The following is a 22,649-nucleotide window of genomic DNA, read 5'->3' as shown; positions in this document are numbered from 1 at the left end:
CGCCCGCACCGCGACCCGCGGCACCGCCCGCGGCGCCCGTCCCCGCCGAGGGCGCCGCGCCGGAGGTCCGCCGCGGCGACGCGGACGTGTGGGCCGAGCTGTGCGAGCGCTTCTGCATGCAGTTCCTCGTGCTCGCGGAGAAGATGCGTCCCGCGATGGACATGCTCGAAAGCCGGGAGGAGGACCCCGACCGGCTGGAGGCCCTGTACGAGATCGACCACGGCGTCACCCGGATGCGGCGGGTCGCCCGCGACCTGCGGGTGCTCGCGGACCGCGGCGACGCGGACGTCTCCGGCGCCGACACGTCCCTGCTGGACGTCGTGCGCATGGCCGCGTCGTCCATCGAGGGGTACCGGCAGGTGTCGGTCCGGCGCGTGGTGGACCTCGCGGTGCCCGCGCACGCCGTCGATGACGCGGCGTCCCTCGTCGCGGCGCTCCTGGACAACGCGACGCGGTTCTCCCCCGCGCAGGTGACCGTGAGCGCGCACCTGCTGGACGACGGCGGCGTGATGCTCCGCATCGAGGACTCGGGCATCGGCATGCCGGCGGAGCAGCTCGACGGGCTGAACGCCGCGCTGGCGGGTCCGGTGCCGCCGATGACGCGGGAGACGGCGCGGCAGACCGGGTTCCCGGTGGTGCACCGGCTGGCCCGCAGGCACGGCGTCACCGTCCGGTTCGCGGCCCGCGCCGGCGGGACGATCGCCATGGTGACGGTCCCGCCGCAGCTGCTCTGCGAGATCCCCGCGGCCGAGCCCCGCGCGGGCGACGCGCCCCCGGCGGCCGGGACCCTGACCATGGCGCGCCGCGCCGAGCGCCCGGCGCGGCCCGCGCCCGCGCCCGCGCTGAACATCGCGAGCGACGCCGACCTCGGCGGGCTGCCGCGCCGGCAGCGCACCAGCCTGCGCCCCGTCGCCGAGCCCGCCGCCCCCGCCGAGCCCGCGGAACCCGCCGACACCGGCTCCGGGTCGTTCGCCGCGGACCTGGACGCCTTCACCGCGGGCGCGCGCCGCCCCGCCGACGAGCAGCAGGAAGGACGGCAATGAGCATCGCCTCCACCGGCCCGACCGGCCCGCAGGACTTCGGGTGGCTGCTCAGGCAGTTCGCGTCCGCGACACCGGGCGTGACGTTCGCGCTGATCGTGTCGTCGGACGGCCTCGCGCTCGTCGAGTCGGGCTCGCACCCGTCGGAGTTCGTCGACCCGATGGCCGCGCTGACCAGCGGGATGATCAGCCTCGGCAACAACATCGCGGGGCACGTCGGCGCGGGCGGCTGCGACCAGATCATGCTGAAGTTCGGCACCGGCCACCTGCTGTTCATGAGCATCGGGCGGCTCGCGGGGCTGGCCGTGCTGGTCGGCGAGGGCGCGAACCTCGGCGCCGTCGCCCACGAGATGACCAAGTTCGTGCACGGCGCCGGGCGCGTCCTCACTCCGCAGATGCGCGACGACCTGCGCCGCATGGCGGAGCAGGCGATGCCGTGACCGCGCCCGTGAGCGCCGCGACCGACCCGGCAGGAGGGACGACATGACGGCCAATCCGTGGGTCCGGCCGTACGTGCTGACCGGCGGACGGACCCGGGGCCGCCGGCATCTGCTGGTGCACACGCTCATCTCGGGCACCCGGTACGACGCGGCGTTCGCGGAGCGGCTGCTGCCCGAGGCGCGGGCCCTGTACCAGCGGGCGCACGCCGCGACCGAGTCGGTCGCCGAACTGTCCGCCCACTGCGGGGTGTCGCTCGGGGTGACCCGCGTCCTGCTCGCCGACCTCGCGGCGGGCGACCGGGTCGCGATCGCCGACGCAGACACCTCCCCGTACGACCCGCACGTCCTGGAGAGAGTGATCGATGGTCTACGCGAGCTCGCCTGACGCGGCGTCCCGGCGGCCGCCCGGACGGACCATCGCGCGCACGTCCGTCAAGATCGTCGTGGCGGGCGGGTTCGGCGTCGGCAAGACGACGTTGGTGGAGGCCATCTCGGAGATCCCGCCGGTGAACACCGAGGCGTGGATGACGCAGGCGGCGGCGAACATCGACCCGGTCCGCGCGGGCGACGGCAAGACCACCACCACCGTCGCGATGGACTTCGGCCGCGTCACGCTGGCGTCCGACCTGCTGCTGTACCTGTTCGGGACGCCCGGGCAACCGCGTTTCTGGTCCATGTGGGACGACCTGTGCCGCGGGGCGAGCGCGGCGGTCGTCCTCGTCGACACCCGGCGGCTGGACGTGTCGTTCCCCGCCGTCAACTACTTCGAGAACGACTCGGACGTCCCGTTCATCGTCGCCGTGAACCTGTTCGACGGCGTGCAGACGCACCGGATCCCGCAGATCCGGGCGGCGCTGCGGCTCGACGACGGCGTGCCGCTCGTGGCGTTCGACGCGCGCGACCGCGGCTCGGTCGTCCGGGTCCTCACCGAGGCGCTGGGCCACACCCTCCAGGCCACCGCGGGGCACGCCGCCAAGTGAACCCGCACGTCCACAACTGAAGACCGGCCCCCGGCAAAGGGAGGAAGCAATGCGAAGGATCCTGATCGTCGGCGCGGGACAGGCCGGTCTGCAGCTCGCCCTGTGCCTGCAAGCGGAAGGGTACGAGGTCACGGTCATGTCGGCGCGGACGCCGGAGGAGATCCGCGCCGGCCGCATCATGTCGACGCAGTGCGTCTTCTGGCCGCAGCTCCAGATCGAGCGGGACCACGGGCTGAACCTGTGGGAGGACCGGACGCCGCGGATCGTCGCGCAGCGCGTCACCGTCGCCGGCCCGCCCGGCGAGCGGGCGCTCCAGACGCTGGGCCGCTGGGACGACTTCGCCCAGTCGGTCGACCAGCGGGTCAAGATGGCGGGCTGGCTGGAGCTGTTCGAGCAGCGCGGCGGGAACGCCGTCTACCACAGCGTGATGACCTCCGACCTGGAGGGGCTCTCCGCCCTCTACGACCTGACGGTCGTCGCGGCGGGCAAGGGCGAGCTGGTGGAGCTGTTCGACCGGGACGCGAGCCGCTCGCCCTACGACCGTCCGCAGCGGAAGCTGTCGTGCATCTACCTGCACGGCATGACCCCGTGGCCCGGCCATCCCGAGCCGCACGTCCGGATCACCGCCACACCGGGCGTCGGGGAGCTGTTCTTCATGCCCGGCTACACCCACACCGGCGCCTGCGACATCCTGCTGTGGGAGGCGGTCCCCGGCGGCCCGTTCGACGTGTGGGACGACCGCCCCGGCCCGGCGGGGCACCTCGCCCGGACGCTCGACATGATGCGGCGGTTCGTGCCGTGGGAGTACGAGCGGACGGTCGACGCGCAGCCCACCGACGCCCGCTGCACCCTCTACGGGGGGTACGCGCCGGTCGTCCGGCACCCGGTCGGGACGCTGTCGCCGACCGCGCACGTCCTCGGCATGGCGGACGTCGTCGTCGCGAACGACCCGGTGACCGGGCAGGGCTCGAACAACGCGGTGCGGTGCGCCGAAATCTACCTCCGGTCGATCCTGGAGCGGGGCGACCGCCCGTTCGACCCCGCGTGGATGCAGCGGACGTTCGACGCCTACTGGGAGTACGCGAGGCACCCGACGGCCTACACGAACATGATGCTCGGGCCGCTCCCCGAGCACGTCCAGAAGGTCCTCGCGACGGCGTCGCGGAACGAGCGGGTCGCGTACCGGTTCGCGCACGGCTACGCGAACCCGGCGGACTTCTCGAACTGGCTGCTGGACCCGGTCAAGACCGAGGAGTTCCTCGCGTCGGTGACCTGATCAGTCCCCGTCTGGCAGTTCCGCCAGGCAGGACTCCACGAAGTCCCGCACCACGGGGTTCCCGTCGGCGGCCGGGGGCCACGCGACGGCGACGCGGCTGGGGGCGATGTCCGCGACGGGGCGGTAGACGATGCCCGGACGCGCGTAGAAGCGGGTGGCGGACGCGGGCGCGAGGCCGATGCCGAGGCCGTTCGCGATGGCGCTCAGCCAGTCGTCCGGCTGCTCGACGACGGTGCCGATGCGCGGCGGGCGGCCGTCGCGCTCGTCCGCGCCCGTCCAGTGGTCCCGCCAGGCGCCGGTCTCCGGCGCGGGCGCGACGAACGGCTCGTCCCGCACCTCCCGGAACGCGACGATCTCGCGGGCGGCGAGCGGGTGCGCGGCGGGCAGCACGACATGGCGCGGCTCGGTGATCAGGACCCGCACGTGGAAGCCGTCCTGCCCGGGGAACGGGAGCCGCACGAGGGCGACGTCCACGGTCCCCTCGTCGAGGCCTGCGGCGGGCGCCGACCAGGGCGACTGCCGCATCTCGACCCGCCAGCCGGGGCGGCGCCGGACGAACTCGGCGATGATGCGCGGGGTCGCCTCGTTGGCGGCGCTCGCCAGGTACCCGACGTACAGGACGCGGGCGGCGCGGCGGGACGCGGCCTTCGTCGCGCGCCAGGCGTCGTCCCAGCCGTCCAGCAGGGCCGGTGCGCGGTCGGCGAGGGCCCGGCCGGGATCGGTGAGCGCCATGCCCGCCCGGGACCGGGTGAACAGCCGGACGCCGAGCCGGGCCTCCAGCTGCCTGATCTGCTTGGTCAGCGCGGGCTGGGAGACGTACAGCCGTTCCGCCGCGCGGGTCAGGTTGCCCTCCTCGGCCACGGTGACGAAGTAGCGCAGCAGCCGGGTGTCGACGTCCATGCCGCCAGGTTATGGACAGGTGTATTGGACGCCCCTGACGGCCCCCCACCAGCCTGGAACCATGCTGTTCATCTCCTATGTCGCCGTCACCGTCGCCACGATCGCGGCCAATGCCGGAATGGCCGCCGCGGACTTCGCCAAGGCCCGTTTCGTGATGGGGAACTCGGCCGAGGTGGGCCTCCCCGCGTCGTGGGTGCCCTGGCTGGGAGCGCTCAAGGCGGCCGGGGCCGCCGGACTGCTGCTCGGCCTCCTGGGCGTCCCGTACATCGGGATCGCCGCCGCGACGGGCCTCGTCCTGTTCTTCGTGGGCGCCATCGTCGCGCACGTCCGCGCCCGGGTCTTCTACAACTTCGCGTTCCCCGGCGGGTACCTGGCGCTCGCCGTCGGGTCGCTGGCGCTGGCCGTCGCGCAGGCGTGAACGCGTCGAGGACGCGGCGGGCGGCGCACTAGCATCGGCCTTTTCGCCGCGGACGGGAGACGAGCGCGTGACCGACGGAGCCGTACGAGCCTCCAACGACCTGACGGCGAGATGGGCGCGGCACGCCTGCACCGGGGGGACGACCGCGCTGTCGGGGGCGGGGCTCTGGCCGCTGCTCGCGCTGCTGGCCGCCGCCGCCGACGGGCCGGCGCGCGCCGAACTGCAGGACGCCGTCGGCCGCGACGCCGCCGGCGCCGACCGCGACGCGCGCGACCTGCTGGAGATCCTCGCGCGCGGCACCGCCGTCGACGGCGCGTTCGGCGTCTGGCACCGGGCGGGGCTGCCGCTGAACCCCTGGTGGCTCGACGCCGCGCCCGGCGGGGCGCGCGGCGAGCTCAGCGGCGACCCCGACGCCGACCGCCCCCGGCTGGACGCCTGGGTCGAGCGGCACACGCGCGGGCGGCTGCGGCGGATGCCCGTGGCGCTCGACCCCGACACCCTCCTGGTGCTGGCGACCGCGCTGAGCGTCGACACCCGCTGGCGCGCCCCCTTCCGGGACGTCCCGCTCCGGCCGCGGGGCGGCCCCTGGGCCGGGCGGCCGAACGGGCTCGCGGGCCTGTACCGCGGCGGCCCCGACCTCGACCCGCTCGCCCTCGCCGAGACGCCCGGCGGGCCGCTCACCGTCCTCACCGTGGCGGGCGTCGACGACGTCGACGTCCACCTGCTCCTCGGCGCGCCCGACCGCCCGGCGGGCGAGGTGGTCGCGGCCGGGGCGGCCGCCCTCGACGGCCGGCACCCGCTGCGGCGCGGCGCCGAGCTGCTCGCCGAACCCGTCGCCCGCACGGCACCGGGCGTGGAACTGGTGAGCGTCCCGTCCCACGACCCCACGCCGACCCTGCACACGACGACCGTCCGGTTCGATGTCGGCGCCCGGCACGACCTGCTGGACAGCCCCGGCCTGTTCGGGCTGGCGACGGTCTCCGGCGACGATCCGCGCGGCCACCTCCCCGGGATCAGCCGGGCGCCGCTCAAGGTCGGGCAGGGCGCGCAGGACGTCCACGCGACCTTCACCGCGGAGGGGTTCACGGCCGCGGCCGTCACCGCCTTCGCGGCCGTGGCCGGGGCCGCGCCGCCGCAGAGCGAGGCCCCGGTGCTGTCCGCCGGTTTCGACCGCCCGTTCGGCTTCCTCGCGCGGCACCGCCCCACCGGCCTCGTCCTCGTCGCGGGCTGGGTCGCCGAACCGGAGGAGTGGCCCGACGACGCCTCGTCCGGACTCTGGTGACCGGAGGCCGCCGCGGCCGGGGGCCGGGGCGGCCGGCGGCCGGGGGTCAGTCCGTCCGGAGGTCGTCGGTCGCCCGGCGGTAGGCGTCGGCCGCGCGGGCGAAGTAGTCGAACAGGACGGCCCGCTGCTCGGGCGGGTATCCGGCGATGATCTCGCCGATGCCGCGCCGGGCCGGGGCGAGGACCTCGTCCAGCTCGGCGGGCTCCCCCACCGGCTCGACGATGACCTTGCGCCGGTCCCCGGGCGCGGGGACGCGCCGGACGTACCCGGCTTCTTCGAGGCGGTCGATCAGCCGGGTCGTCGGACCGGTGGTCAGTCCGGTGCGCGCGCCCAGCTCGCCCGGCGTCATCGCGCCCTCCAGGTCGAGGATGTTCAGCGCGTACAGGTCGCTGGCCCCGAGCCCGCAGGCGCGCGCGCCCGCGTGGGTGTGCAGGAGCACCGCGCTCAGGTACGTGCGGTAGACGCGACTCGGATCCGCCGTTGACATCGGGCCCGCCCCTCCCTAATCTCTTCCTTAACGAAGAGAAATCCTCTCCGAAGAAACTTCTTCCGAGAAGCTACCATGGAGGCGTCCCGTCATGACGACCGACACGACCGGCGCGGCCACCGGCGCCGACGACACCGCGATACGCGCGCTGCTGGAGCGGGCGCGGGACGCCTGGAACCGCGGCGACGGCGCCGCCTACGGGGCCTGCTTCACCGCGGACGCCGTCGACGTGACCTTCGTCGGCACCGTCTACCGGGGCGGCCCCGAGATCGGCCGCGCCCACCAGGCCCTGTTCGACGGGTTCCTCAAAGGGACCCGGATGGCCCTGGAGATCGTGGACGTCCGCGTCCACGGGGACTCCGCCGTCGTCGTGACCCGCGGCGAGGTCGCCAAGCGCGCCCCCAAGCGGCTCGGCAAGGTCGCGACCTACACGCTGGTCAGGGACGGCGGGGACGGGGACGGGGACGGCTGGCGCATCGCCGCCGTGCAGAAGACGAAGCGCCGGCCGCTGATGGAATCGGTGTCGTTCCGGTTCCAGCCCGCCACCAGGCCCGCCTGACCCGGGCGGCACGGCTACCGGCGGAAGACGCGGTGCCGGGCGGCGTAGCCGTACCCGGCGAGCCCGGCGACGCCCACCACGAGCAGGAGGACGGCGAACCCGGTCGCCTGGCCGTCGGACTCGACCCGGCCGCGCTCCGCGTCCCCGTTGAGGAAGGCCCCGTAGCCGGGGTCGAGGACGAGGACGACCCCCATGAACAGCAGCGTCGCGGGGAAGATCCACAGCAGCCGGTTCACGAGCCGGGTGAGCCACCCGTTCATCGCGAGGCCGCCGAGCACCAGCGACGCGGCCAGGCCGGAGACGAACACGCCCGAGCGCCAGTCGCCGCCCGCGCCGTCGGCCGCCACCCGGACGACCGCGGCGACCGCGCCCGCGAACAGCCCGAAGCCGAGGACGCGCGTGCCCGCCGTCGCCCCGCCCCTCGGCGCGGGAGACGGCGCGTCCGCCCCGGGCACCGGGTCGGGTTCGGGAACGAGAACCAGGTCGGCGTGGACCGGTTCGGACGGCGCGGGGGCCGGTTCGTCTGGTTCGTCCGCTCGGTCGCTCATCCCGCGGATCCTCCCACAGGACGCGCGCGGGCTCACACCGCGTCAGCGGTGCGCGCGCACGCCGTGGCGGCGGAGCGACAGCTCGACGGCGGCGTCCCAGTTGTCGGAGATCGCGGCGGCGACCGCGTGGGCGTCGTCGCACACCGCCGCCGCGACCTCCGCCGTCTCGCCGTCCCCGGCGCGGGCGGCGATGCGGCGGAGCATCTCGGCCTCGGCGATCTGCAGGTGGGCCGACACGTAGCCGTCCCGGACGTGCCGTCCGACGTGGTTGCGGTACCTCAGCACGTCGGCGATCGAGCCCCACAGCATCTCGGCGTCCCGGACGATCGACGGCGAGGCGCGGTGCGCGCGGAGCCGGTCCTCGATCGCGCGGGTGTGCACGCGGTTGCGGCGCGCGTACTCCCCCAGGCGGCGGCAGAGGTCCGGTTCGTCGGCCGCCGTGGTGAGCAGCTCGCTCAGGACGCCCTGCACGTGCTGCTGGAGCGCGTGCGCGTCCTTGAGGTAGTCGACCAGTTTCTTCTCGATCGTCGTCATGGGGCGCCGTCCACTCGTTCGGCTCTCACAGGCCCCTTGCCCTGCGGAAACCGCCCGAAACCGGACGCGGCGCCGCGGCCCGCCGCCGGTGGGCGGCGGGCCGGCCGCCGGCTACTTGATCAGCGGGTCGCGGGGCAGCCCGAGGATGCGCTCGGCGATCTGGTTGCGGGTGATCTCCGAGGTGCCGCCGGCGATCGACATCGCCCGCGACCCCAGCCGCATCAGCCCCGCCATCGCCCCGGCGCCGTCGCCGAACGCCGTCTGCGGCCCGGCGAACTCGCCCAGCAGCGCGGCCGTGGCGTGCCCGTGCTCGGCCAGCACCAGCTTCGTGATGTTGCCCTCCGGCCCGGGCTCGCCGCCCGCGACGGCCCGCTCGGCGCTGCGCAGGTTCAGCAGCTTCAGCGCCCGCTCCTCCGCCGCGTGCGCGCCGACCCGGTCCGCCGGGACGGCGTCCGGGTCCTCGGCGTACAGCCCGACGACGTCCGAGCCGAGCGGCGCGCCGACGCCGCCGCCGATGCTGACCCGCTCGTTGCCCAGCGTCGCCCGCGCGACCTTCCAGCCCTCGTTCGGCGCGCCGATCACGTCCTCGTCCGGGACGAACACGTCGGAGAAGAACACCTCGTTGAACTCCGAGCCGCCCGTCGCCTGCCGCAGCGGCCGCACCTCCACGCCGGGCGCCTTCATGTCGATCACCATCATCGTGACGCCCGCGTGCTTGGCCGCGTCCGGGTCGGTCCGGACGGTCGCGAGGCCGCGGCGGCTGTAGTGCGCGCCGCTCGTCCACACCTTCTGCCCGTTGACCTTCCAGCCGCCCTCGACCTTCACCGCCCGCGTCTTCACGGCCGCCGCGTCCGATCCGGCCTCCGGCTCGCTGAACAGCTGGCACCACACCTCGTCGCCGAGCAGCGCGGCGCGCACCCACCGGTCGATCTGGTCCTGCGTGCCGTGCTGGACGAGCGTGAGGATGTTCCAGCTCGTGATCCCGTACGAGGGCCGCTTCACCTTCGCCGCGCGGAACTCCTCGTCGATCACGAGCTGCAGCCCGGCGGACGCCTCCAGCCCCCACGGGCGCGGCCAGTGCGGCTGCACGTACCCGGTGTCGATCAGCCGCACGCGCTGCTCGTCCTCCGGCAGCGCCGCGATCTCCCGCGCCAGCGCCCGCACCTCGGGCCGCTTGGCCTCCGCCTCCGGCGGCAGGTCGAGCTCCGTCGCCCGCACGACGCCCGCGACGCTCAGCCGGGTGACGTCCCGCGCCGCGTCCCGCGGGTCGACGACCGCCTCGATCGTCGCCGCGCGCCGCAGCAGCAGGTGCGCGTCGTGCTCCCAGGTGAACCCGATCCCGCCGTGCACCTGCGTGTTCAGCCCGGCGTTCCCGGTGAACGCGGGCGGGGCGAGCGTCCCGGCGACGGCCGCCGCGTACTCGAACTCCGCCGCGGGCGCGGACGCCGCGCGCGCCGCGTCCCACACCGCCGCCGTGCCGAGCTCCGCCGCGACGAGCATGTCCGCGCAGTGGTGCTTGACCGCCTGGAACGTCCCGATCGTCCGCCCGAACTGCTCCCGGACCTTCGCGTACTCGACCGACCGCTCGACGCACTCCAGCGCCCCGCCGACGGCCTCCGCGCCCGCGACCGTCCGCGCGATGGCCACGGCGTGCGCGCGCGCCGACGGCAGGACGTCCGCGACCTCCGCGCCGTCGAGCCTGACGCGGGCCGAACGGCGGGACGGGTCGAGGTTCGGCGGCACCTCGACCTCCACGCCCGGCGCGTCCGCCCGGACGACGATCATGTCGTCGCCCGCGGGGAGCACCAGCAGCGCGGCGAGGCCGCCGCCGAGGACGACCCCGGCGTCGCCGGTCGCCGTCCCGCCGTCCACCGCGACCGCGCCGCCGATGCCGAGCGCCGCGACCGTCCGGCCGGACGCCAGGTCGGGGAGCAGCCGGGCGCGCTGCTCGTCGGTGCCGCGCGCGGCGATCACCGCGGCCGCCGCCATCGTCGGCACCATCGGCCCCGGCGCCAGGGCCCGGCCGAGCTCCTCGACGACCACGACCAGCTCCGGGAGCCCCGCCCCGCCGCCGCCGTGCTCCTCCGGCAGATGGACCCCGAGCAGGCCGAGCCGGGCGAAGTCGTCCCAGAACGCCGGCAGCGTCTCCTCGTCCGCTTCCAGCAGCGCGCGGTTCGCTGCGCGCGCGCCCTGGTCGTTCAGGAACGTCCTGGTCGTCCCGGCCAGTTCGCGGTGCTCCTCGCCGATGGCGATCGCCATGGGCCCCTCCCAACGCTCGACGGTCACCCCATGATCGCGCCGCCGTCCCGGAGAGTGAAGACCTTTCCCGAATCAGATTCGGTTATTTGTGGGCCCGCGAGGGGCGCACGGATTCACGCACGCCGTGCAATTTTGCAGCCCGTGCAAGTTTGCATAGCATGCAGGACGTGCAGGGGGAGAAGACCGCCGTCGAGGGCGGCTTGCGGGAACGCAAGAAGCGGGCCACGCACGCGGCGCTCGTCGAGGCCGCGGTGCGGCTCGCGGCGGAGCACGGCGTGGAGAACGTCACCGTCGAGGCGATCAGCGAGGCGGCGGGCGTGTCCCCGCGCACGTTCTTCAACTACTTCGCCTCCCGGGACGACGTCTACGTCATGCTCGGCGCGGAGTCGAGCGCCCGCATCCGGGGCGCGGTGCTCGACGCGCCGTCCGCCCTCCCGCCGCTGGAGGCGCTGCGCACGGCCTTGGCGGCGGAGCTCGCCGAGGCCGAGCAGCAGCACGAACTGTGGGCCCTCCACGCCGAGGTGCTGCGCAACTCGCCGCACCTCCTCGTCCGCAGCATCGGCGTCCTCATGGCCGACGAGGTCGGCCTCGCCGACGTCCTCGCCGCGCGCTCGTCCACCGGCGGCGGGCCCGCGTGCCCGGACCTCTACGCGCGGCTGCTGGCCGCCGTCGGCGCCACGGCCGTCCGGGTCGCCGTCGAGCACTGGTGCGTCCGGCAGGACGAGCGCCCCTTCATGGACGTCTTCCACGAGGTGTTCGACCACCTCGCCGCCGGGCTGCCCGGGCCCCGCGACCCCGCCTGACGCACATCCGGAACCCTCCCGAAAGAGATGTCGTGAAAGCATCAGCGGCGCCCGCAGCGGCGCCCACCTCCATGACCCGGCGGCAGATACTCCAGGCCATGTCCGGGCTGATGGCGGGCATGTTCGTCGCCATCCTCGCCGGCACCGTGGTCGCCAACGCGCTGCCCCGGATCATCGCCGACCTGGGCGCCGGCCAGTCGTCCTACACCTGGGTCGTCACCGCCGAACTGCTGGCCATGACCGCCACCGTGCCGCTGTGGGGCAAGCTCGCGGACCTCTACAACCAGAAGCTCCTGCTCCAGCTCTCCCTGGGCATGTTCGTCGTCGGCTCCCTGCTCGCGGGCTTCTCCCACGACGTCGGGCTGCTGATCTTCAGCCGGGTGGCGCAGGGCATCGGCGCGGGCGGCCTCACCGCCCTCGCCCAGGTCGTGATGGCCGCGATCATCCCGCCCCGCCGGCTCGGCAAGTACGCCGGCATCTTCGGCGCCGTCTTCGCCGTCGGCACCGTCGCCGGGCCGCTCATCGGCGGCGTCCTCGTGGACACCTCCTGGCTCGGCTGGCGCTGGTGCTTCTTCATCGGCGTGCCGTTCGCCCTCCTCGCGATCCTGCTCCTGCAGCGCACGCTGAAGCTGCCGACCGTCCGCCGCGACGTGAAGATCGACTTCCTCGGCGCGTTCCTCATCGTCGCGGGCGTCTGCACGCTGCTGATCTGGGTCTCGCTGGCCGGCATCGAGTTCGACTGGGCCTCCTGGCAGACCGCCGTCCTCACCGCCGGCGGCGTCGTGCTCCTGGCCGCCGCCGTCCTCGTCGAGTCCCGGGTGGCCGAGCCGGTCATCCCCCTCGACATCTTCCGCAACCGCACCGTCACCCTGACGACCGTCGCCAGCCTCCTGGTCGGCGTCGCCATGTTCGGCGGCACCGTCTTCCTCTCGCAGTACTTCCAGGTCTCCCTGGGCAAGTCCGCGACGGTCGCCGGCCTGATGAGCCTGCCGATGATCTTCGGCCTGCTGGTCTCCTCCACCGTCGCCGGGCAGCTCATCAGCGCCACCGGCAAGTGGAAGGTCTACCTCATCGCGGGCGCCGCCTTCATGACCGCGGGCCTCGGCCTGCTGTCCACCATCGGCTCCGACACCCACTTCGCCGTCCTCAGCGTCTACATGGCGCTCCTCGGCATCGGCGTCGGCATGCTGATGCAGAACCTCGTGCTGGCCGCGCAGAACGACGTCCCGGCCGCCGAACTCGGCGCCGCCACGTCCGTCCTGTCCTTCTTCCGCAGCATGGGCGGCACCATCGGCACCAGCGTGCTCGGCGCGATCCTCGCCAACCGCGTCACCGCAGAGATCACGAAGAGCCTCGAGGCGTCGGGCGCCCCCGCCGGCGGCCAGGCCGCCGGCCACGGCGTCCCCGACATGACGACGCTGCCCGCCCCCATGCGCGCCATCGTCGAGGACGCCTACGGCGTCGCGACCGCCGACCTCTTCCTCTTCGCGACCCCGTTCGCCCTGCTCGTCCTGCTGATCGTCCCGTTCATCAAGGAGAAGCCGCTGAAGACCACGAGCGGCATGGAGCGCCTCGCCGACGAGGCCGCCCCCGCCGCCACCGCCGCCCGAACCGACTGACCCCGGAGCGCCCCGGCCCAACGGCCGGGGCGCACGCGTTCCCCCGTCAGGCGGGCAGGTTCGCCGCCGCCCAGCGCCGCCCCGGCTCCGGGTCGACGCCGAAGCGCCGGGCGTACCGCTCGTGGATCTCCCTCCACGGCTCGTGCGCCTCCTCCTCGGAGAGGTGTCCGCCGGCCAGATGCGGCTCCAGCCGCGCGAGGTAGGTCTCCCATCCGGCCGCGGTCTGCGCGGCCGGCAGGCCGTCGATGACGTGCGTGAACACCAGCCGGCAGCCGCCTTCCTCCGCGGTCAGCCCGAAGCTCTGCGGCTGCCCCGCGAACGTCCATGCCAGCCGGTGCGGCGCATCGACCTCGGTCACGTCGAGGGTCGCCCCGCCGAGGTCGATGACCTCTCCCGCCTCCGGCGTCCAGTCCACGGCGCCGGGAAAGAACCGTCCGAGCTCCGCCGGCACGCTGACCGCCCGCCACACCCGCTCGACGGGGTACGCGAGCCACCGCTCGAACCGCAGCACCGGACGCCCGTCGACCGTCTCCAGAGTCCCGTAGGCGATGTCGTCCGCCATCGGCCTCCCCCTTCGCCTCCATGTAGTAGAAACACCCTGCTGAAAGAGACAATAGGCAAGCAGCAACTTGCCTGTCAAAGGTGTCACGGGCGCTCTGATCTCGGAGCGCTCGGACACCCCCGGTCGGCCGCGTGCCGCCCGGACCATCCGGCACAGGTAGGCGGCGGTCGGCGCCGAACCACCGTCCCCGCCGGGCCGAGGAAGTCGAACGGGCGCACTCGAACACACCGCACGGAGAGTTTCGGCGAGGACATCGGGCGGCGATGAGCCCGCTCAGAAGCCGCATGAACCGATGAAAAGACCGGAGGCCCGGCCGGAGCATTCTCCGACCGGGCCTCTGACCTGGTGTTCCTTGGTGGAGCTGAGGGGATTTGAACCCCTGGCCCCCTCGATGCGAACGAGGTGCGCTACCGGACTGCGCCACAGCCCCAAGGACGTGTTTAGATTAGCAAACTCTGGAGGGTGTTCGCGCCATCCCGGTCACTCGCCGACGGCGCGTCGGTCGTCGGCGTACTGGTCGAAGACCTCTTCGGGCGTCGGGAGCTCGATGATCTCGGCGGGTTCGGCGGCCGGCTCGGGGACGGTCTGGGCGGCGCGGCGGGCGGCGGCGGCGCGGGCGCGCGCGGCGGACTCGCGGCGGGCGGCGTCCATGCCGACGGCGACGCGGAGGAGCGCGAGGTGGCCGACCAGGAGGACGGCCGGGGGCGCGGCGACCCACCAGGGGGCGACGCCGAAGGCGGCGACGGTGGCGGCGGTGGCGAGCAGGGCGGTGAGGCCCGCGGTGCGGCGGCGGCGCCGGGCGATGACCCGGGCGCGGGACGGCGCGCGGGTGCGGCGCGGCTCCGGTTCGGTGTGCTCCTCCTCGAACTCGTCCTGCTTCTCGGTGTCGCGGCGGAGCCACATGGGGACGAGGACGATCGCCCAGACGGCGACGATGGCGAGGTAGAGGACGGCACTGCTCATCGGACCACCCCCAGGGCACGCCTGCGGCGCGGGCCGACTATCGGCCCGCGCACGTGCATTGGGAGCAGGGTCACGCCCCGCACGGTACGAGCCGGTGTCAGAGGTTGACGAGCATAAGGGGCGGTGTGTCGCGAGATCGATCGCGCCGTTACTCTCCGTTTGCCGACTCTTCGATCGCGCAGGATATTTACGAGTCGAAAGTCACTGCCGGGGAAATGCTCGGCGGCGGTCGGCGAGCCAGCGGGAGCGCAGGCCACCGGGCACGTCCTCGACGGTGAGGGCGTAGCAGATGTGGTCGCGCCAGGCGCCGTCGATGTGCAGGTGCCGGCGCCGAATTCCTTCTTCGCGGAATCCCAGTTTTTCGACGACGCGGCGGCTCGCGGCGTTCTCCGGGCGGATATTGGCCTCGAGGCGGTGGAGGCCGACGGTGAAGAAACAGTGGTCCACCGCGAGGGCGACGGCGGTGGGGATGACGCCGCGGCCGGCGACCTGGCGGTCGACCCAGTAGCCGATCTGGGCGGAGCGGGCCGAGCCCCAGACGATCGCGCCGATCGTGACCTGGCCGACGAAGTCGTCCTCGTGGGTGACGACCCACGGCAGCGCGAGGCCCTGGCGGGCCTCGCGGCGCATCGTGTGGACCATGCTGACGTAGGGGCCGAGGCCGCTGCGGAACAGCGGCGTCTCGGGGTTGGTGGGTTCCCAGGGGCGCAGCCAGTCGGCGTTGCGGACCCGCAGCTCGCGCCAGACGGACGCGTCGCGGTGCCGCAGCGGGCGCAGTCCGACGGGACCTTCGGTCAGGGTGACCGGCCATCCCCGCATTCGTTCCACGGTTCCATGATTCCCTGGTGCGGCGTATGAACGCTATTTTTTGTGGTCGCCGCCATGGATCTGGTCGACGGCGTGGGCGAGGACGCGCCCGAGGACGGCCATGCCGTCGCGCACGCCGCCGGTCGAACCCGGCAGGTTGACGATGAGGGTGCGGCCCGCGACGCCCGCGAGGCCGCGGGAGAGGATCGCGGTCGGGACGGCGTCGCGGTTCTCCGCCCGGACGGCCTCGGCGATCCCGGGGATCTCGCGGTCGAGGACGCGGCGGGTCATCTCGGGGGTCAGGTCGGTGGGGGTGAGGCCCGTGCCGCCGGTGGTGACGACGACGTCGTAGCCGTCGGCGACGGCGTCGCGGAGCACCTGCTCGACCGGTTCGCCGTCGGGGACGACGACGGGCCCGTCGACGCGGCAGCCGAGGCCGGCGAGCATCTCGACGAGGACGGGCCCCGACCGGTCGGGGTACACGCCGGCGGACGCGCGGTTGGAGACGGTGACGGCCATCGCCCTCATCGGCGCCACGTCCCGTGCTTGCCGCCGGTCTTCTCCTCGACGCGGACGTCGGTGATCACGGCGGCGGGGTCGATCGCCTTGACCATGTCGACGAGGCCGAGGGCGGCGGTGCTCACGGCGGTGAGCGCCTCCATCTCGACGCCGGTGCGGTCGGCGGTGCGGGTGACGGCGGTGATCGCCACGCCGGCGTCCTCGACCGCCAGGTCGACGGTGACGCCGTGCAGGGCGATCGGGTGGCAGAGGGGGACGAGGTCGGGGACGCGCTTGGCGCCCATGATCCCGGCGATGCGGGCCACGGAGAGGGCGTCGCCCTTGGGGACGTCCCCGGCGCGGAGGGCCGCGACGCACGCGGGCGAGAGGCGGACGAACCCGGTGGCGGTCGCGGTGCGGGCCGAGACGTCCTTGGCGGAGACGTCGACCATGCGGGCGGCGCCCTCGTCGTCGAGGTGGGAGAACCCGGTCATGCGGGCAATCTCATCACGTCGACCGTGCTACCCGCGGGGAGGGTCTCGACGTCCTCGGGGACGGTGATCAGCGCGTCGGCGGACGCGAGGGACGCGAGCTGGTGGGAGCCCTGCACGTCGGCGGGGTCGACCGTGTAGCCGCCGTCGTAGGTGAGGCGCGCGCGCAGGAAGTGCCGCAGGCCCGCAGGGGACTTGATGTCGCCGGACAGGACGGCCTTCACCGTGGGCAAGGGCTCCGGCGGAAGCCCCTGCATGGCGCGTAGGGCGGGACGGACGAACACTTGGAACGACACGTAGGCGCTGACCGGGTTCCCGGGCAGGGTGAAGACGGGCGTGCCTTCCATGAGGCCGAATCCCTGCGGTTTGCCCGGACGCATGCCGACCTTGTGGAACTTCACGGTTCCGGTGAGCGCCTCCTTGACCACGTCCCGGGACCCCATGGAGACCCCGCCGGACGTGATGACGGCGTCGGCGCGGACGAGCTGGTCTTGCAGCATGTCCCTGACCGAGCCGGGTTCGTCGTCGACGGTGGAGTGCCGGTAGCCGACGCCGCCCGCTTCGGCGACGGCGGCGGTCAGCATGAAGCTGTTCGACTCCCAGATGTGCCCGTGCCCCAGGGTCGTGCCCGGTTCGCGTAGCTCGTCCCCGGTGGAGACGACGACGACGCGCGGCTTCGGCCGCACGGTCACGCGGGCCCGGCCGACCGCCGCGATCATGCCGAGCTGCGGCGCGCGGAGCCGGGTGCCCGCGGGCACGACGACCTGGCCTTCGCGGACGTCCTCGCCCGCGCGCCGGATGTAGTGCCCGGGCGGCGCGGACCGGACGATCCGGACGTGCGCCGTCCCGCCGTCGGTCCACTCGACCGGGATCACCGCGTCGGCCCCGGCGGGCATCGGCGCGCCCGTCATGATCCGGGCGGTCAGCCCGGGGCGCAGCGCCGACACCGCCGGGTCCCCCGCGACGACGTCGCCGACCACCGGCAGCGCCACCGGGTCGGCCTCGGTGGCCCCCGCGACGTCGGACGCGACGACGGCGTAGCCGTCCATCGCGGAGTTGTCGAACGGCGGCAGCGGGACGGGCGCGGAGACGGGCTCGGCGAGGACCGTTCCCCGCGCCTCCAGCAGCGCCAGGTCGAGCGGCGGCAGCACCGTGAGGCTGCCGAGGATGTCGTTCAGATGCTCGTCGACCGTTCTCATGCACTCAAGTGTGACGGGGCGTCACGCGTTCCCGTCGCCGCCCACGCCGTCCTGCGCCTGGACGAACTCGCGGAGCCACGGCAGGAACTCCGGCGACAGGTCGGGGCGTTCCGCCGCGAACTGGACGACGGTGCGCAGGTATTCGAGCTTGTTGCCGGTGTCGTAGCGGCGCCCGCGGAACTTGACCCCGTACACGCCGCCGCCTTCCTCGGCGGGCATGTCGGCGAGCGTCCGCAGCGCGTCGGTGAGCTGGATCTCGCCGCCGCGGCCGGGCGGGGTCTTCTCGAGGACGTCGAAGACGGCCGGGTCGCAGACGTAGCGGCCGATGATGATCCAGTTGCTGGGCGCCTCCTCGGCGGACGGCTTCTCGACCAGGTCGCTGATCCGGACGACGTCGTCCTCGCCGGTGGCCTCGATGGCGGCGCAGCCGTAGGCGGAGACCTGGTCGGCGGGCACCTCCATGAGGGCGACGACGCTGCCGCCGTACTCGCCGCGGACCTCGATCATGCGCCGCAGCAGCTTGTCCCGGCCGTCGATCATGTCGTCGCCGAGCAGGACGGCGAACGGCTCGTGCCCGACGTGCTGCCGGGCGCAGTGCACCGCGTGCCCGAGGCCGCGCGGCTCGCCCTGCCGCACGTAGTGCATGATCGCGAGCTCGCTGGACTCGCGGATGGCGGCGAGCCGCCCGTCGTCGCCCTTGGCGCGCAGGGCCTCCTCGAGCTCGTAGGCTCGGTCGAAGTGGTCCTCGATGGACCGCTTGCTGCGTCCGGTGATCATGAGGACGTCGCTGAGGCCGGCGTCCACCGCCTCTTCGACGACGTACTGGATCGCCGGTTTGTCGACGATGGGAAGCATTTCCTTGGGCGTCGCCTTCGTGGCGGGCAAGAATCGGGTACCGAGCCCGGCCGCAGGAACGACCGCCTTGGTCACGGGTGCGATATCAGTCATGTAGAGACCTTAGTAAGCCGCAAGGACGACAGCGTGCACGACATCGGAACGAAGACCGGACTCCGCACGAAACTGCTGGGTAACCGTGCCACAATGGCGCCCGCGAAGCGCGCGGAGGCGGGCCGGGCGCTGCGCGACGCGCTCCTGTCCGTGCCCGAGGTGGAGATGGCCGGGACGATCGCGGCGTACGTTTCGGTCGGACCGGAACCGGAGACCCGCGGCCTTCTCTTCGCCCTGTGGAAGCGCGGCGCGTACGTGCTCCTCCCCCGGCTGCTGCCGGACGGCGATCTCGACTGGGCGTCCTACGAGGGCCCCGACTCGCTCGCCCCCGGCCCCCGCGGCTGCCTGGAGCCGACCGAGCCGCCGCGCGGCCCCGGCGCCGTGTCCAGCGCGGACGTCGTCCTGGCCCCGGCGGTCGCGGTGGACGAGTCGGGCATGCGGCTCGGCCGCGGCGGCGGGTCCTACGACCGCGCGCTGGCCCGGGTCGGGCCCGCGATCCTGACGGTCGGGCTCGTGTACGACGGCGAGCTGGTCCCGGAGCTGCCCGCGGAGCCGCACGACCGGCGCGTCCGGGCCGCCGCCACGCCGTCCCGGGGGCTCGTCCGGTTCGGGTGAGCGGGCGCCGGCCCGTCGGATCCGGCACCTTCCGAACCGCCCTCGATGGCCGGAAGCGGACGCCCCAATAAGGTGACCGAGCGGGACGTTCGCGACATCCCGGAACGCGATCGATGGTCGGCTTCACCTGGAGGTTCGAGATGACGGCGCCGTGGCGGATCCTGTCCCTGCCCCCGATCGACGAGGCGGTCGTGCGGGGCCTGCTCGCGCCGCTCGGCGACGCGGCCGAGGTCCGGTTCCCGGCCGCCGCCGACCGCTCGGGCCTCCTCGCCGGCCTGGCCGACGCCGAGATCGTCGTCGCCGACTTCACCGGACGGCTCGCGCTCGACGCCGAGGCGGTCGCGGCCGCGCCGCACCTCGCGTTCGTCCAGATGCCCGCGGTGGGCACCGACAGCCTGGACGTCCCCGCGCTGACCTCCCGGGACGTGCCGGTCGCGAACGCCGCCGGGTTCAACCGGCGGGGCGTGGCCGAGTGGGCGGTCGGCGCCGCGTTCGCGCTCTGCCGGCACCTCGCGTGGGGCGACCGGGCGGTGCGCGCGGGCGGCTGGCCGCAGATGGAGATCGCGGCGCGGCGGCCCCGGGAGCTGCACGCGCAGCGCGTCGGGGTCGTCGGCTTCGGGGCGATCGGCTCCGAGATCGCCCGCCTGTTCCAGGCGCTGAGCTGCGACGTCTCGTACTGGACGCGGCGCCCGCGCCCCGAGGCGTCCGCGACCTACCGCGACCTGGACGACCTCGTGGCGTCGTCCGACATCCTCGTGCTCGCCGTCCCGCTGGTGGACGGGACGCGCGGGCTGCTCGGCCCGGAGCGCCTCGCCCTCCTGCCGGACGGCGCCCTGCTGGTGAACGTGGCGCGCGGCGGCATCGCGCCCGACGACGCCGTCCTGGCCGCCCTCGAGTCGGGACGGCTGGCCGGTGCGGCCCTCGACGTGTTCGACGCCGAGCCGCTCCCGGACGGCCATCCGCTGCGCTCGCACGACCGGGTGCTGCTGTCGCCGCACGCGGCGGGCGCCTCCGACCTGTCGCAGCTGAACCTCGTGACGATGGTGCGCGACAACGTCGTCGCCGCGGTCCGCGGCGAGGACGTGCAGAACGTCGTCAACGGGGTAGATCCGCAGGTCAGGCGGCGTTAAGGCCGGGTCACGGGGATTCCGACACTCAACCCGAAATGCGCAAATGGGCGGCCAATCTGTAGGATCCCTAAACGATCAACTTTGACGACCCCGCGAAGGGTGGGATGTGCAGCTCGACATCTGGCTACTCCTCGGGGCCACGCTCGTACTCAGCGCCATCGTCGCCGTCCGGCTGTCGCACCGGGCCGGGCTCCCGACGCTGCTCGCGTACATGGGTCTCGGCCTCTTCATCGGCGAGTCCGGCCCCCTCCACATCGACTTCGACAACGTCGCCCTCGCCGAGACGCTGGGGCTCGCGGCGCTCGTCCTCATCCTCGCCGAGGGCGGTCTCACGACGAACTGGCGGCACGTCCGCTCGTCCGTCCCGGCCGCGATCAGCGTCGCGACGATCGGGACGCTGCTCAGCATCGTCATCGTCGCCCTCCCCGCGATCTGGCTGATCGGCCTCGACTGGCGCGTGGCGTTCCTGCTCGCGGCCGCCCTCGCGCCGACCGACGCCGCCGCCGTCTTCTCCGTCCTGCGCAGGCTCCCCCTGCCCTCCCGCGTGACGGGCCTGCTGGAGGCCGAGTCCGGCTTCAACGACGCGCCCGTCGTGATCGTCGTGATCGCGCTCGCCACCGCCGAGGGCGTCCCGAACCTGCTCGAACTGTCGGCGATGCTCGTCTACGAGCTGGTCGTCGGCACCCTCATGGGCATCGCGATCGGATGGCTCGGCGCCCAGGCGCTGCGCCGCGTGGCCCTCCCCGCGTCCGGCCTCTACCCGATCGCCGTCCTGTCGATGTCGATCGGCGCGTACGGCGCGACGTCGCTCATGCACGCCAGCGGGTTCGCGGCCGTGTACGTCAGCGCGCTCGTCCTCGGCAACGCCCGCCTCCCGCACCGCCCCGCCACCCGCGGCTTCGCCGAGGGCGTCGGCTGGCTGGCGCAGATCGGGCTGTTCGTCATGCTCGGCCTGCTCGCCTCGCCCGGCGACCTCCCCGGCCAGATCATCCCGGCGCTCGTCATCGGGTCGCTCCTGCTGTTCGTCGCCCGCCCGCTGTCGCTGCTGATCTCCACGGTCGGCTTCCGGATCCCGCTGGGCGAGCGAATCTTCATGTCGTGGGCCGGGCTGCGCGGCGCCGTCCCGATCGTCCTCGCCACCATCCCGATGGTCGAGGAGATCCCCGACTCCGACCGCAGCTTCGCGATCATCTTCAACATCGTCGTCGTGTTCACCCTGCTGCAGGCGCCCACGCTGCCGCTGGCCGCGCGGCTGTGCCGGCTGGAGCGCGACGACGCGACCCGCGAGCTGGACGTGGAGGCCGCGCCCCTCGAGGAACTGCACGCCGACCTGCTGGAGGTCCGGATCCCGGACGACTCCCTGCTGAACGGCGTGGAGATCTTCGAGCTCCGGCTCCCCGCGGGCGCGTCCGTCACGCTGGTGGTGCGGGACGGGTCAAGTTTCGTGCCGGAGCCCACCACGCCGCTGCACTCGGGCGACACCCTGCTGGTCGTGACGACCGAGGAGGTGCGGGAGGTCGCCGAGCGCCGCCTGCGCGCCGTCAGCCGCCGCGGGAAGCTCGCCGGCTGGTTCGGCGAGACCGGCGCTTGACCGGCGCTTGGCCGCGGCGGGCGGACCGGGGAACAGACCGGGGACGATTCCTGTTCAACTCACGGGTACCATTAGCAGTCGTTCAGAGTGAGTGCCAGTCCGGGGCCACCCGCCGGGCTGAGTCAGCTAGGAGGAACCGTGCCGACGTATCAGTACGTTTGCACCGAGTGCGGCGAGCCTCTGGAGGTCGTGCAGAAGTTCAGCGACGACGCGCTGACCGAATGCCCGGCGTGCGAGGGCAAGCTGCGCAAGGTCTTCTCCGCGGCGGGGATCATCTTCAAGGGGTCGGGCTTCTACCGCACCGACAGCCGCGGCTCCGGGAAGTCGACCGTGGGCTCCTCGTCCGGCTCGTCGAACGGCTCGTCGACCTCGTCGGGCGACTCCGCGAAGTCCGACTCGTCGGCTTCGTCGTCGTCCTCGTCGTCCTCGTCCTCGTCGAGCGGCGACTCCGGGTCGTCCTCGTCGTCGAAAGAAAAGGTCGCCTGACTTCGCCGAGCGGGCGGGGGCGCCGGCCGCACGGCCGCCGTCCCCGCCCTTCTCGCGCTTTCTGAGCCCGGACGGACGCCGCGCGCGTCCCGCGTGACGCCGGGCTCGCCCCGTCCCGTCCGCGGCGTCCCGCCCGGCGGTCGAGCCGTCGCTCCCGCCGCGCCCTCCGCCCCCCGCTCCCGTCGGACGTCATCCGAGAGGACCGGGCCGGGCC

General features: G+C 73.8%; 26 protein-coding genes and 1 tRNA gene. 14 read left to right on the top strand and 13 right to left on the bottom strand.

Annotated elements, in window-relative coordinates:
- The 5 genes from DMH08_RS29200 to DMH08_RS29180 all read left to right on the top strand — a co-directional run.
- Window positions 1-1,043 (top strand): sensor histidine kinase (locus DMH08_RS29200; protein WP_148108609.1); only part of this gene is annotated, 1,043 nt, incomplete at its 5' end.
- Entirely contained in the window at window positions 1,040-1,480 is a 441-nt protein-coding gene (locus DMH08_RS29195; protein WP_026402278.1) for a roadblock/LC7 domain-containing protein, read from the top strand. The genes DMH08_RS29200 and DMH08_RS29195, both read left to right, overlap by 4 nt.
- A 43-nt stretch (window positions 1,481-1,523) precedes the next feature.
- Complete coding sequence (locus DMH08_RS29190) at window positions 1,524-1,865, top strand: DUF742 domain-containing protein (protein WP_026402279.1); 342 nt, start codon at window positions 1,524-1,526, stop codon at window positions 1,863-1,865.
- Window positions 1,843-2,460 carry a GTP-binding protein gene (locus DMH08_RS29185; protein WP_125619075.1) on the top strand — a complete coding sequence of 206 codons (618 nt, stop codon included), beginning with the start codon at window positions 1,843-1,845 and terminating at the stop codon, window positions 2,458-2,460. The genes DMH08_RS29190 and DMH08_RS29185 overlap by 23 nt, the downstream gene beginning before the upstream one ends.
- A gap of 49 nt (window positions 2,461-2,509) precedes the next feature.
- Window positions 2,510-3,736: a styrene monooxygenase/indole monooxygenase family protein gene (locus DMH08_RS29180; RefSeq protein WP_125619073.1), complete on the top strand. Its 1,227-nt coding sequence runs from the start codon at window positions 2,510-2,512 to the stop codon at window positions 3,734-3,736.
- Here the strand turns inward: DMH08_RS29180 and DMH08_RS29175 are convergent, their stop codons facing one another.
- Window positions 3,737-4,636 carry a LysR family transcriptional regulator gene (locus DMH08_RS29175; protein ID WP_125619071.1) on the bottom strand — a complete coding sequence of 300 codons (900 nt, stop codon included), beginning with the start codon at window positions 4,634-4,636 and terminating at the stop codon, window positions 3,737-3,739.
- 61 nt (window positions 4,637-4,697) lie between these two features.
- Here DMH08_RS29175 and DMH08_RS29170 point away from each other — a divergent pair, with 61 nt between their 5' ends.
- Both DMH08_RS29170 and DMH08_RS29165 read left to right on the top strand, forming a co-directional pair.
- Window positions 4,698-5,054, top strand: a complete 357-nt coding sequence (locus DMH08_RS29170; protein WP_051300595.1) for a DoxX family protein — start codon at window positions 4,698-4,700, stop codon at window positions 5,052-5,054.
- 67 nt (window positions 5,055-5,121) lie between these two features.
- Window positions 5,122-6,336: a serpin family protein gene (locus DMH08_RS29165; protein ID WP_125619069.1), complete on the top strand. Its 1,215-nt coding sequence runs from the start codon at window positions 5,122-5,124 to the stop codon at window positions 6,334-6,336.
- 46 nt (window positions 6,337-6,382) lie between these two features.
- On the opposite strand, the gene DMH08_RS29160 is transcribed toward DMH08_RS29165, so the two are convergent.
- Window positions 6,383-6,823 (bottom strand): MarR family winged helix-turn-helix transcriptional regulator, encoded by a 441-nt coding sequence (locus tag DMH08_RS29160; protein ID WP_026402285.1) that lies wholly within the window; start codon window positions 6,821-6,823, stop codon window positions 6,383-6,385.
- A 91-nt stretch (window positions 6,824-6,914) separates the two neighbouring features.
- Here DMH08_RS29160 and DMH08_RS29155 point away from each other — a divergent pair, with 91 nt between their 5' ends.
- Window positions 6,915-7,382: an SgcJ/EcaC family oxidoreductase gene (locus DMH08_RS29155; protein WP_125619067.1), complete on the top strand. Its 468-nt coding sequence runs from the start codon at window positions 6,915-6,917 to the stop codon at window positions 7,380-7,382.
- A 14-nt stretch (window positions 7,383-7,396) separates the two neighbouring features.
- Here the strand turns inward: DMH08_RS29155 and DMH08_RS29150 are convergent, their stop codons facing one another.
- The 3 genes from DMH08_RS29150 to DMH08_RS29140 all read right to left on the bottom strand — a co-directional run bounded on the left by DMH08_RS29150 (window position 7,397) and on the right by DMH08_RS29140 (window position 10,723).
- Window positions 7,397-7,930, bottom strand: a complete 534-nt coding sequence (locus tag DMH08_RS29150) for a hypothetical protein (RefSeq protein WP_026402287.1) — start codon at window positions 7,928-7,930, stop codon at window positions 7,397-7,399.
- 42 nt (window positions 7,931-7,972) lie between these two features.
- Window positions 7,973-8,464 (bottom strand): DUF892 family protein, encoded by a 492-nt coding sequence (locus tag DMH08_RS29145; RefSeq protein WP_125619065.1) that lies wholly within the window; start codon window positions 8,462-8,464, stop codon window positions 7,973-7,975.
- Window positions 8,465-8,575: 111 nt separating this feature from the next.
- Window positions 8,576-10,723 (bottom strand): acyl-CoA dehydrogenase, encoded by a 2,148-nt coding sequence (locus DMH08_RS29140; RefSeq protein ID WP_125619064.1) that lies wholly within the window; start codon window positions 10,721-10,723, stop codon window positions 8,576-8,578.
- Between the two features lie 158 nt (window positions 10,724-10,881).
- Between DMH08_RS29140 and DMH08_RS29135 the strand changes: the two genes are divergently transcribed.
- Window positions 10,882-11,526, top strand: a complete 645-nt coding sequence (locus tag DMH08_RS29135; RefSeq protein ID WP_034517697.1) for a TetR/AcrR family transcriptional regulator — start codon at window positions 10,882-10,884, stop codon at window positions 11,524-11,526.
- 98 nt (window positions 11,527-11,624) lie between these two features.
- Entirely contained in the window at window positions 11,625-13,145 is a 1,521-nt protein-coding gene (locus DMH08_RS29130) for an MDR family MFS transporter (protein ID WP_233617875.1), read from the top strand.
- Between the two features lie 46 nt (window positions 13,146-13,191).
- Here DMH08_RS29130 and DMH08_RS29125 read toward each other — a convergent pair whose 3' ends face one another.
- The 8 genes from DMH08_RS29125 to galU all read right to left on the bottom strand — a co-directional run bounded on the left by DMH08_RS29125 (window position 13,192) and on the right by galU (window position 18,613).
- Entirely contained in the window at window positions 13,192-13,707 is a 516-nt protein-coding gene (locus tag DMH08_RS29125) for an SRPBCC domain-containing protein (protein ID WP_233617874.1), read from the bottom strand.
- Window positions 13,708-14,060: 353 nt separating this feature from the next.
- Window positions 14,061-14,137, bottom strand: a tRNA-Ala gene (locus tag DMH08_RS29120).
- A 50-nt stretch (window positions 14,138-14,187) separates the two neighbouring features.
- Window positions 14,188-14,670 carry a divisome protein SepX/GlpR gene (gene sepX / locus DMH08_RS29115; RefSeq protein WP_125619060.1) on the bottom strand — a complete coding sequence of 161 codons (483 nt, stop codon included), beginning with the start codon at window positions 14,668-14,670 and terminating at the stop codon, window positions 14,188-14,190.
- 201 nt (window positions 14,671-14,871) lie between these two features.
- Window positions 14,872-15,489 carry a GNAT family N-acetyltransferase gene (locus DMH08_RS29110; protein WP_026402294.1) on the bottom strand — a complete coding sequence of 206 codons (618 nt, stop codon included), beginning with the start codon at window positions 15,487-15,489 and terminating at the stop codon, window positions 14,872-14,874.
- A 42-nt stretch (window positions 15,490-15,531) separates the two neighbouring features.
- Window positions 15,532-16,005: a MogA/MoaB family molybdenum cofactor biosynthesis protein gene (locus DMH08_RS29105; protein WP_125619077.1), complete on the bottom strand. Its 474-nt coding sequence runs from the start codon at window positions 16,003-16,005 to the stop codon at window positions 15,532-15,534.
- Window positions 16,002-16,469 carry a cyclic pyranopterin monophosphate synthase MoaC gene (moaC, locus tag DMH08_RS29100; protein WP_125619058.1) on the bottom strand — a complete coding sequence of 156 codons (468 nt, stop codon included), beginning with the start codon at window positions 16,467-16,469 and terminating at the stop codon, window positions 16,002-16,004. The genes DMH08_RS29105 and moaC overlap by 4 nt, the downstream gene beginning before the upstream one ends.
- Window positions 16,466-17,665: a molybdotransferase-like divisome protein Glp gene (gene glp / locus DMH08_RS29095; RefSeq protein WP_125619056.1), complete on the bottom strand. Its 1,200-nt coding sequence runs from the start codon at window positions 17,663-17,665 to the stop codon at window positions 16,466-16,468. The genes moaC and glp overlap by 4 nt, the downstream gene beginning before the upstream one ends.
- Window positions 17,666-17,686: 21 nt before the next feature.
- Window positions 17,687-18,613, bottom strand: coding sequence for a UTP--glucose-1-phosphate uridylyltransferase GalU (gene galU, locus DMH08_RS29090; protein WP_026402297.1), 927 nt, complete (start codon window positions 18,611-18,613; stop codon window positions 17,687-17,689).
- A gap of 33 nt (window positions 18,614-18,646) precedes the next feature.
- On the opposite strand from galU, the gene DMH08_RS29085 reads away from it, so the two are divergent.
- The 4 genes from DMH08_RS29085 (at window position 18,647) to DMH08_RS29070 (ending at window position 22,435) form a co-directional block, all read left to right on the top strand.
- The gene (locus DMH08_RS29085) at window positions 18,647-19,228 is read left to right on the top strand and encodes a 5-formyltetrahydrofolate cyclo-ligase (RefSeq protein ID WP_125619054.1); all 582 of its coding nucleotides are present in this window, start codon (window positions 18,647-18,649) and stop codon (window positions 19,226-19,228) included.
- 140 nt (window positions 19,229-19,368) lie between these two features.
- The gene (locus DMH08_RS29080) at window positions 19,369-20,358 is read left to right on the top strand and encodes an NAD(P)-dependent oxidoreductase (protein ID WP_125619052.1); all 990 of its coding nucleotides are present in this window, start codon (window positions 19,369-19,371) and stop codon (window positions 20,356-20,358) included.
- 106 nt (window positions 20,359-20,464) lie between these two features.
- The gene (locus DMH08_RS29075) at window positions 20,465-21,949 is read left to right on the top strand and encodes a potassium/proton antiporter (protein ID WP_125619050.1); all 1,485 of its coding nucleotides are present in this window, start codon (window positions 20,465-20,467) and stop codon (window positions 21,947-21,949) included.
- Window positions 21,950-22,087: 138 nt separating this feature from the next.
- Window positions 22,088-22,435, top strand: a complete 348-nt coding sequence (locus tag DMH08_RS29070; protein ID WP_034517704.1) for an FmdB family zinc ribbon protein — start codon at window positions 22,088-22,090, stop codon at window positions 22,433-22,435.
- Window positions 22,436-22,649: the final 214 nt, after the last annotated feature.

Origin of the sequence: Actinomadura sp. WAC 06369 (assembly GCF_003947565.1) — a bacterium.
Lineage (GTDB): Bacteria > Actinomycetota > Actinomycetes > Streptosporangiales > Streptosporangiaceae > Spirillospora > Spirillospora rifamycini.
This window is presented reverse-complemented; position numbering and strand designations above follow the sequence as displayed.

Excerpts from the sequence above, each read along its gene's own strand:
- DMH08_RS29195 (WP_026402278.1), top strand. The coding sequence starts at position 1,040 with ATGAGCATCGCCTCCACCGGCCCGACCGGCCCGCAGGACTTCGGGTGG.
- DMH08_RS29190 (WP_026402279.1), top strand. The coding sequence starts at position 1,524 with ATGACGGCCAATCCGTGGGTCCGGCCGTACGTGCTGACCGGCGGACGG.
- DMH08_RS29185 (WP_125619075.1), top strand. The coding sequence starts at position 1,843 with ATGGTCTACGCGAGCTCGCCTGACGCGGCGTCCCGGCGGCCGCCCGGA.
- DMH08_RS29180 (WP_125619073.1), top strand. The coding sequence starts at position 2,510 with ATGCGAAGGATCCTGATCGTCGGCGCGGGACAGGCCGGTCTGCAGCTC.
- DMH08_RS29175 (WP_125619071.1), bottom strand. The coding sequence starts at position 4,636 with ATGGACGTCGACACCCGGCTGCTGCGCTACTTCGTCACCGTGGCCGAG.
- DMH08_RS29170 (WP_051300595.1), top strand. The coding sequence starts at position 4,698 with ATGCTGTTCATCTCCTATGTCGCCGTCACCGTCGCCACGATCGCGGCC.
- DMH08_RS29160 (WP_026402285.1), bottom strand. The coding sequence starts at position 6,823 with ATGTCAACGGCGGATCCGAGTCGCGTCTACCGCACGTACCTGAGCGCG.
- DMH08_RS29155 (WP_125619067.1), top strand. The coding sequence starts at position 6,915 with ATGACGACCGACACGACCGGCGCGGCCACCGGCGCCGACGACACCGCG.
- DMH08_RS29150 (WP_026402287.1), bottom strand. The coding sequence starts at position 7,930 with ATGAGCGACCGAGCGGACGAACCAGACGAACCGGCCCCCGCGCCGTCC.
- DMH08_RS29145 (WP_125619065.1), bottom strand. The coding sequence starts at position 8,464 with ATGACGACGATCGAGAAGAAACTGGTCGACTACCTCAAGGACGCGCAC.
- DMH08_RS29140 (WP_125619064.1), bottom strand. The coding sequence starts at position 10,723 with ATGGCGATCGCCATCGGCGAGGAGCACCGCGAACTGGCCGGGACGACC.
- DMH08_RS29135 (WP_034517697.1), top strand. The coding sequence starts at position 10,882 with ATGCAGGACGTGCAGGGGGAGAAGACCGCCGTCGAGGGCGGCTTGCGG.
- DMH08_RS29130 (WP_233617875.1), top strand. The coding sequence starts at position 11,625 with ATGTCCGGGCTGATGGCGGGCATGTTCGTCGCCATCCTCGCCGGCACC.
- DMH08_RS29125 (WP_233617874.1), bottom strand. The coding sequence starts at position 13,707 with ATGGCGGACGACATCGCCTACGGGACTCTGGAGACGGTCGACGGGCGT.
- sepX (WP_125619060.1), bottom strand. The coding sequence starts at position 14,670 with ATGAGCAGTGCCGTCCTCTACCTCGCCATCGTCGCCGTCTGGGCGATC.
- DMH08_RS29110 (WP_026402294.1), bottom strand. The coding sequence starts at position 15,489 with ATGCGGGGATGGCCGGTCACCCTGACCGAAGGTCCCGTCGGACTGCGC.
- DMH08_RS29105 (WP_125619077.1), bottom strand. The coding sequence starts at position 16,005 with ATGAGGGCGATGGCCGTCACCGTCTCCAACCGCGCGTCCGCCGGCGTG.
- moaC (WP_125619058.1), bottom strand. The coding sequence starts at position 16,469 with ATGACCGGGTTCTCCCACCTCGACGACGAGGGCGCCGCCCGCATGGTC.
- glp (WP_125619056.1), bottom strand. The coding sequence starts at position 17,665 with ATGAGAACGGTCGACGAGCATCTGAACGACATCCTCGGCAGCCTCACG.
- galU (WP_026402297.1), bottom strand. The coding sequence starts at position 18,613 with ATGACTGATATCGCACCCGTGACCAAGGCGGTCGTTCCTGCGGCCGGG.
- DMH08_RS29080 (WP_125619052.1), top strand. The coding sequence starts at position 19,369 with ATGACGGCGCCGTGGCGGATCCTGTCCCTGCCCCCGATCGACGAGGCG.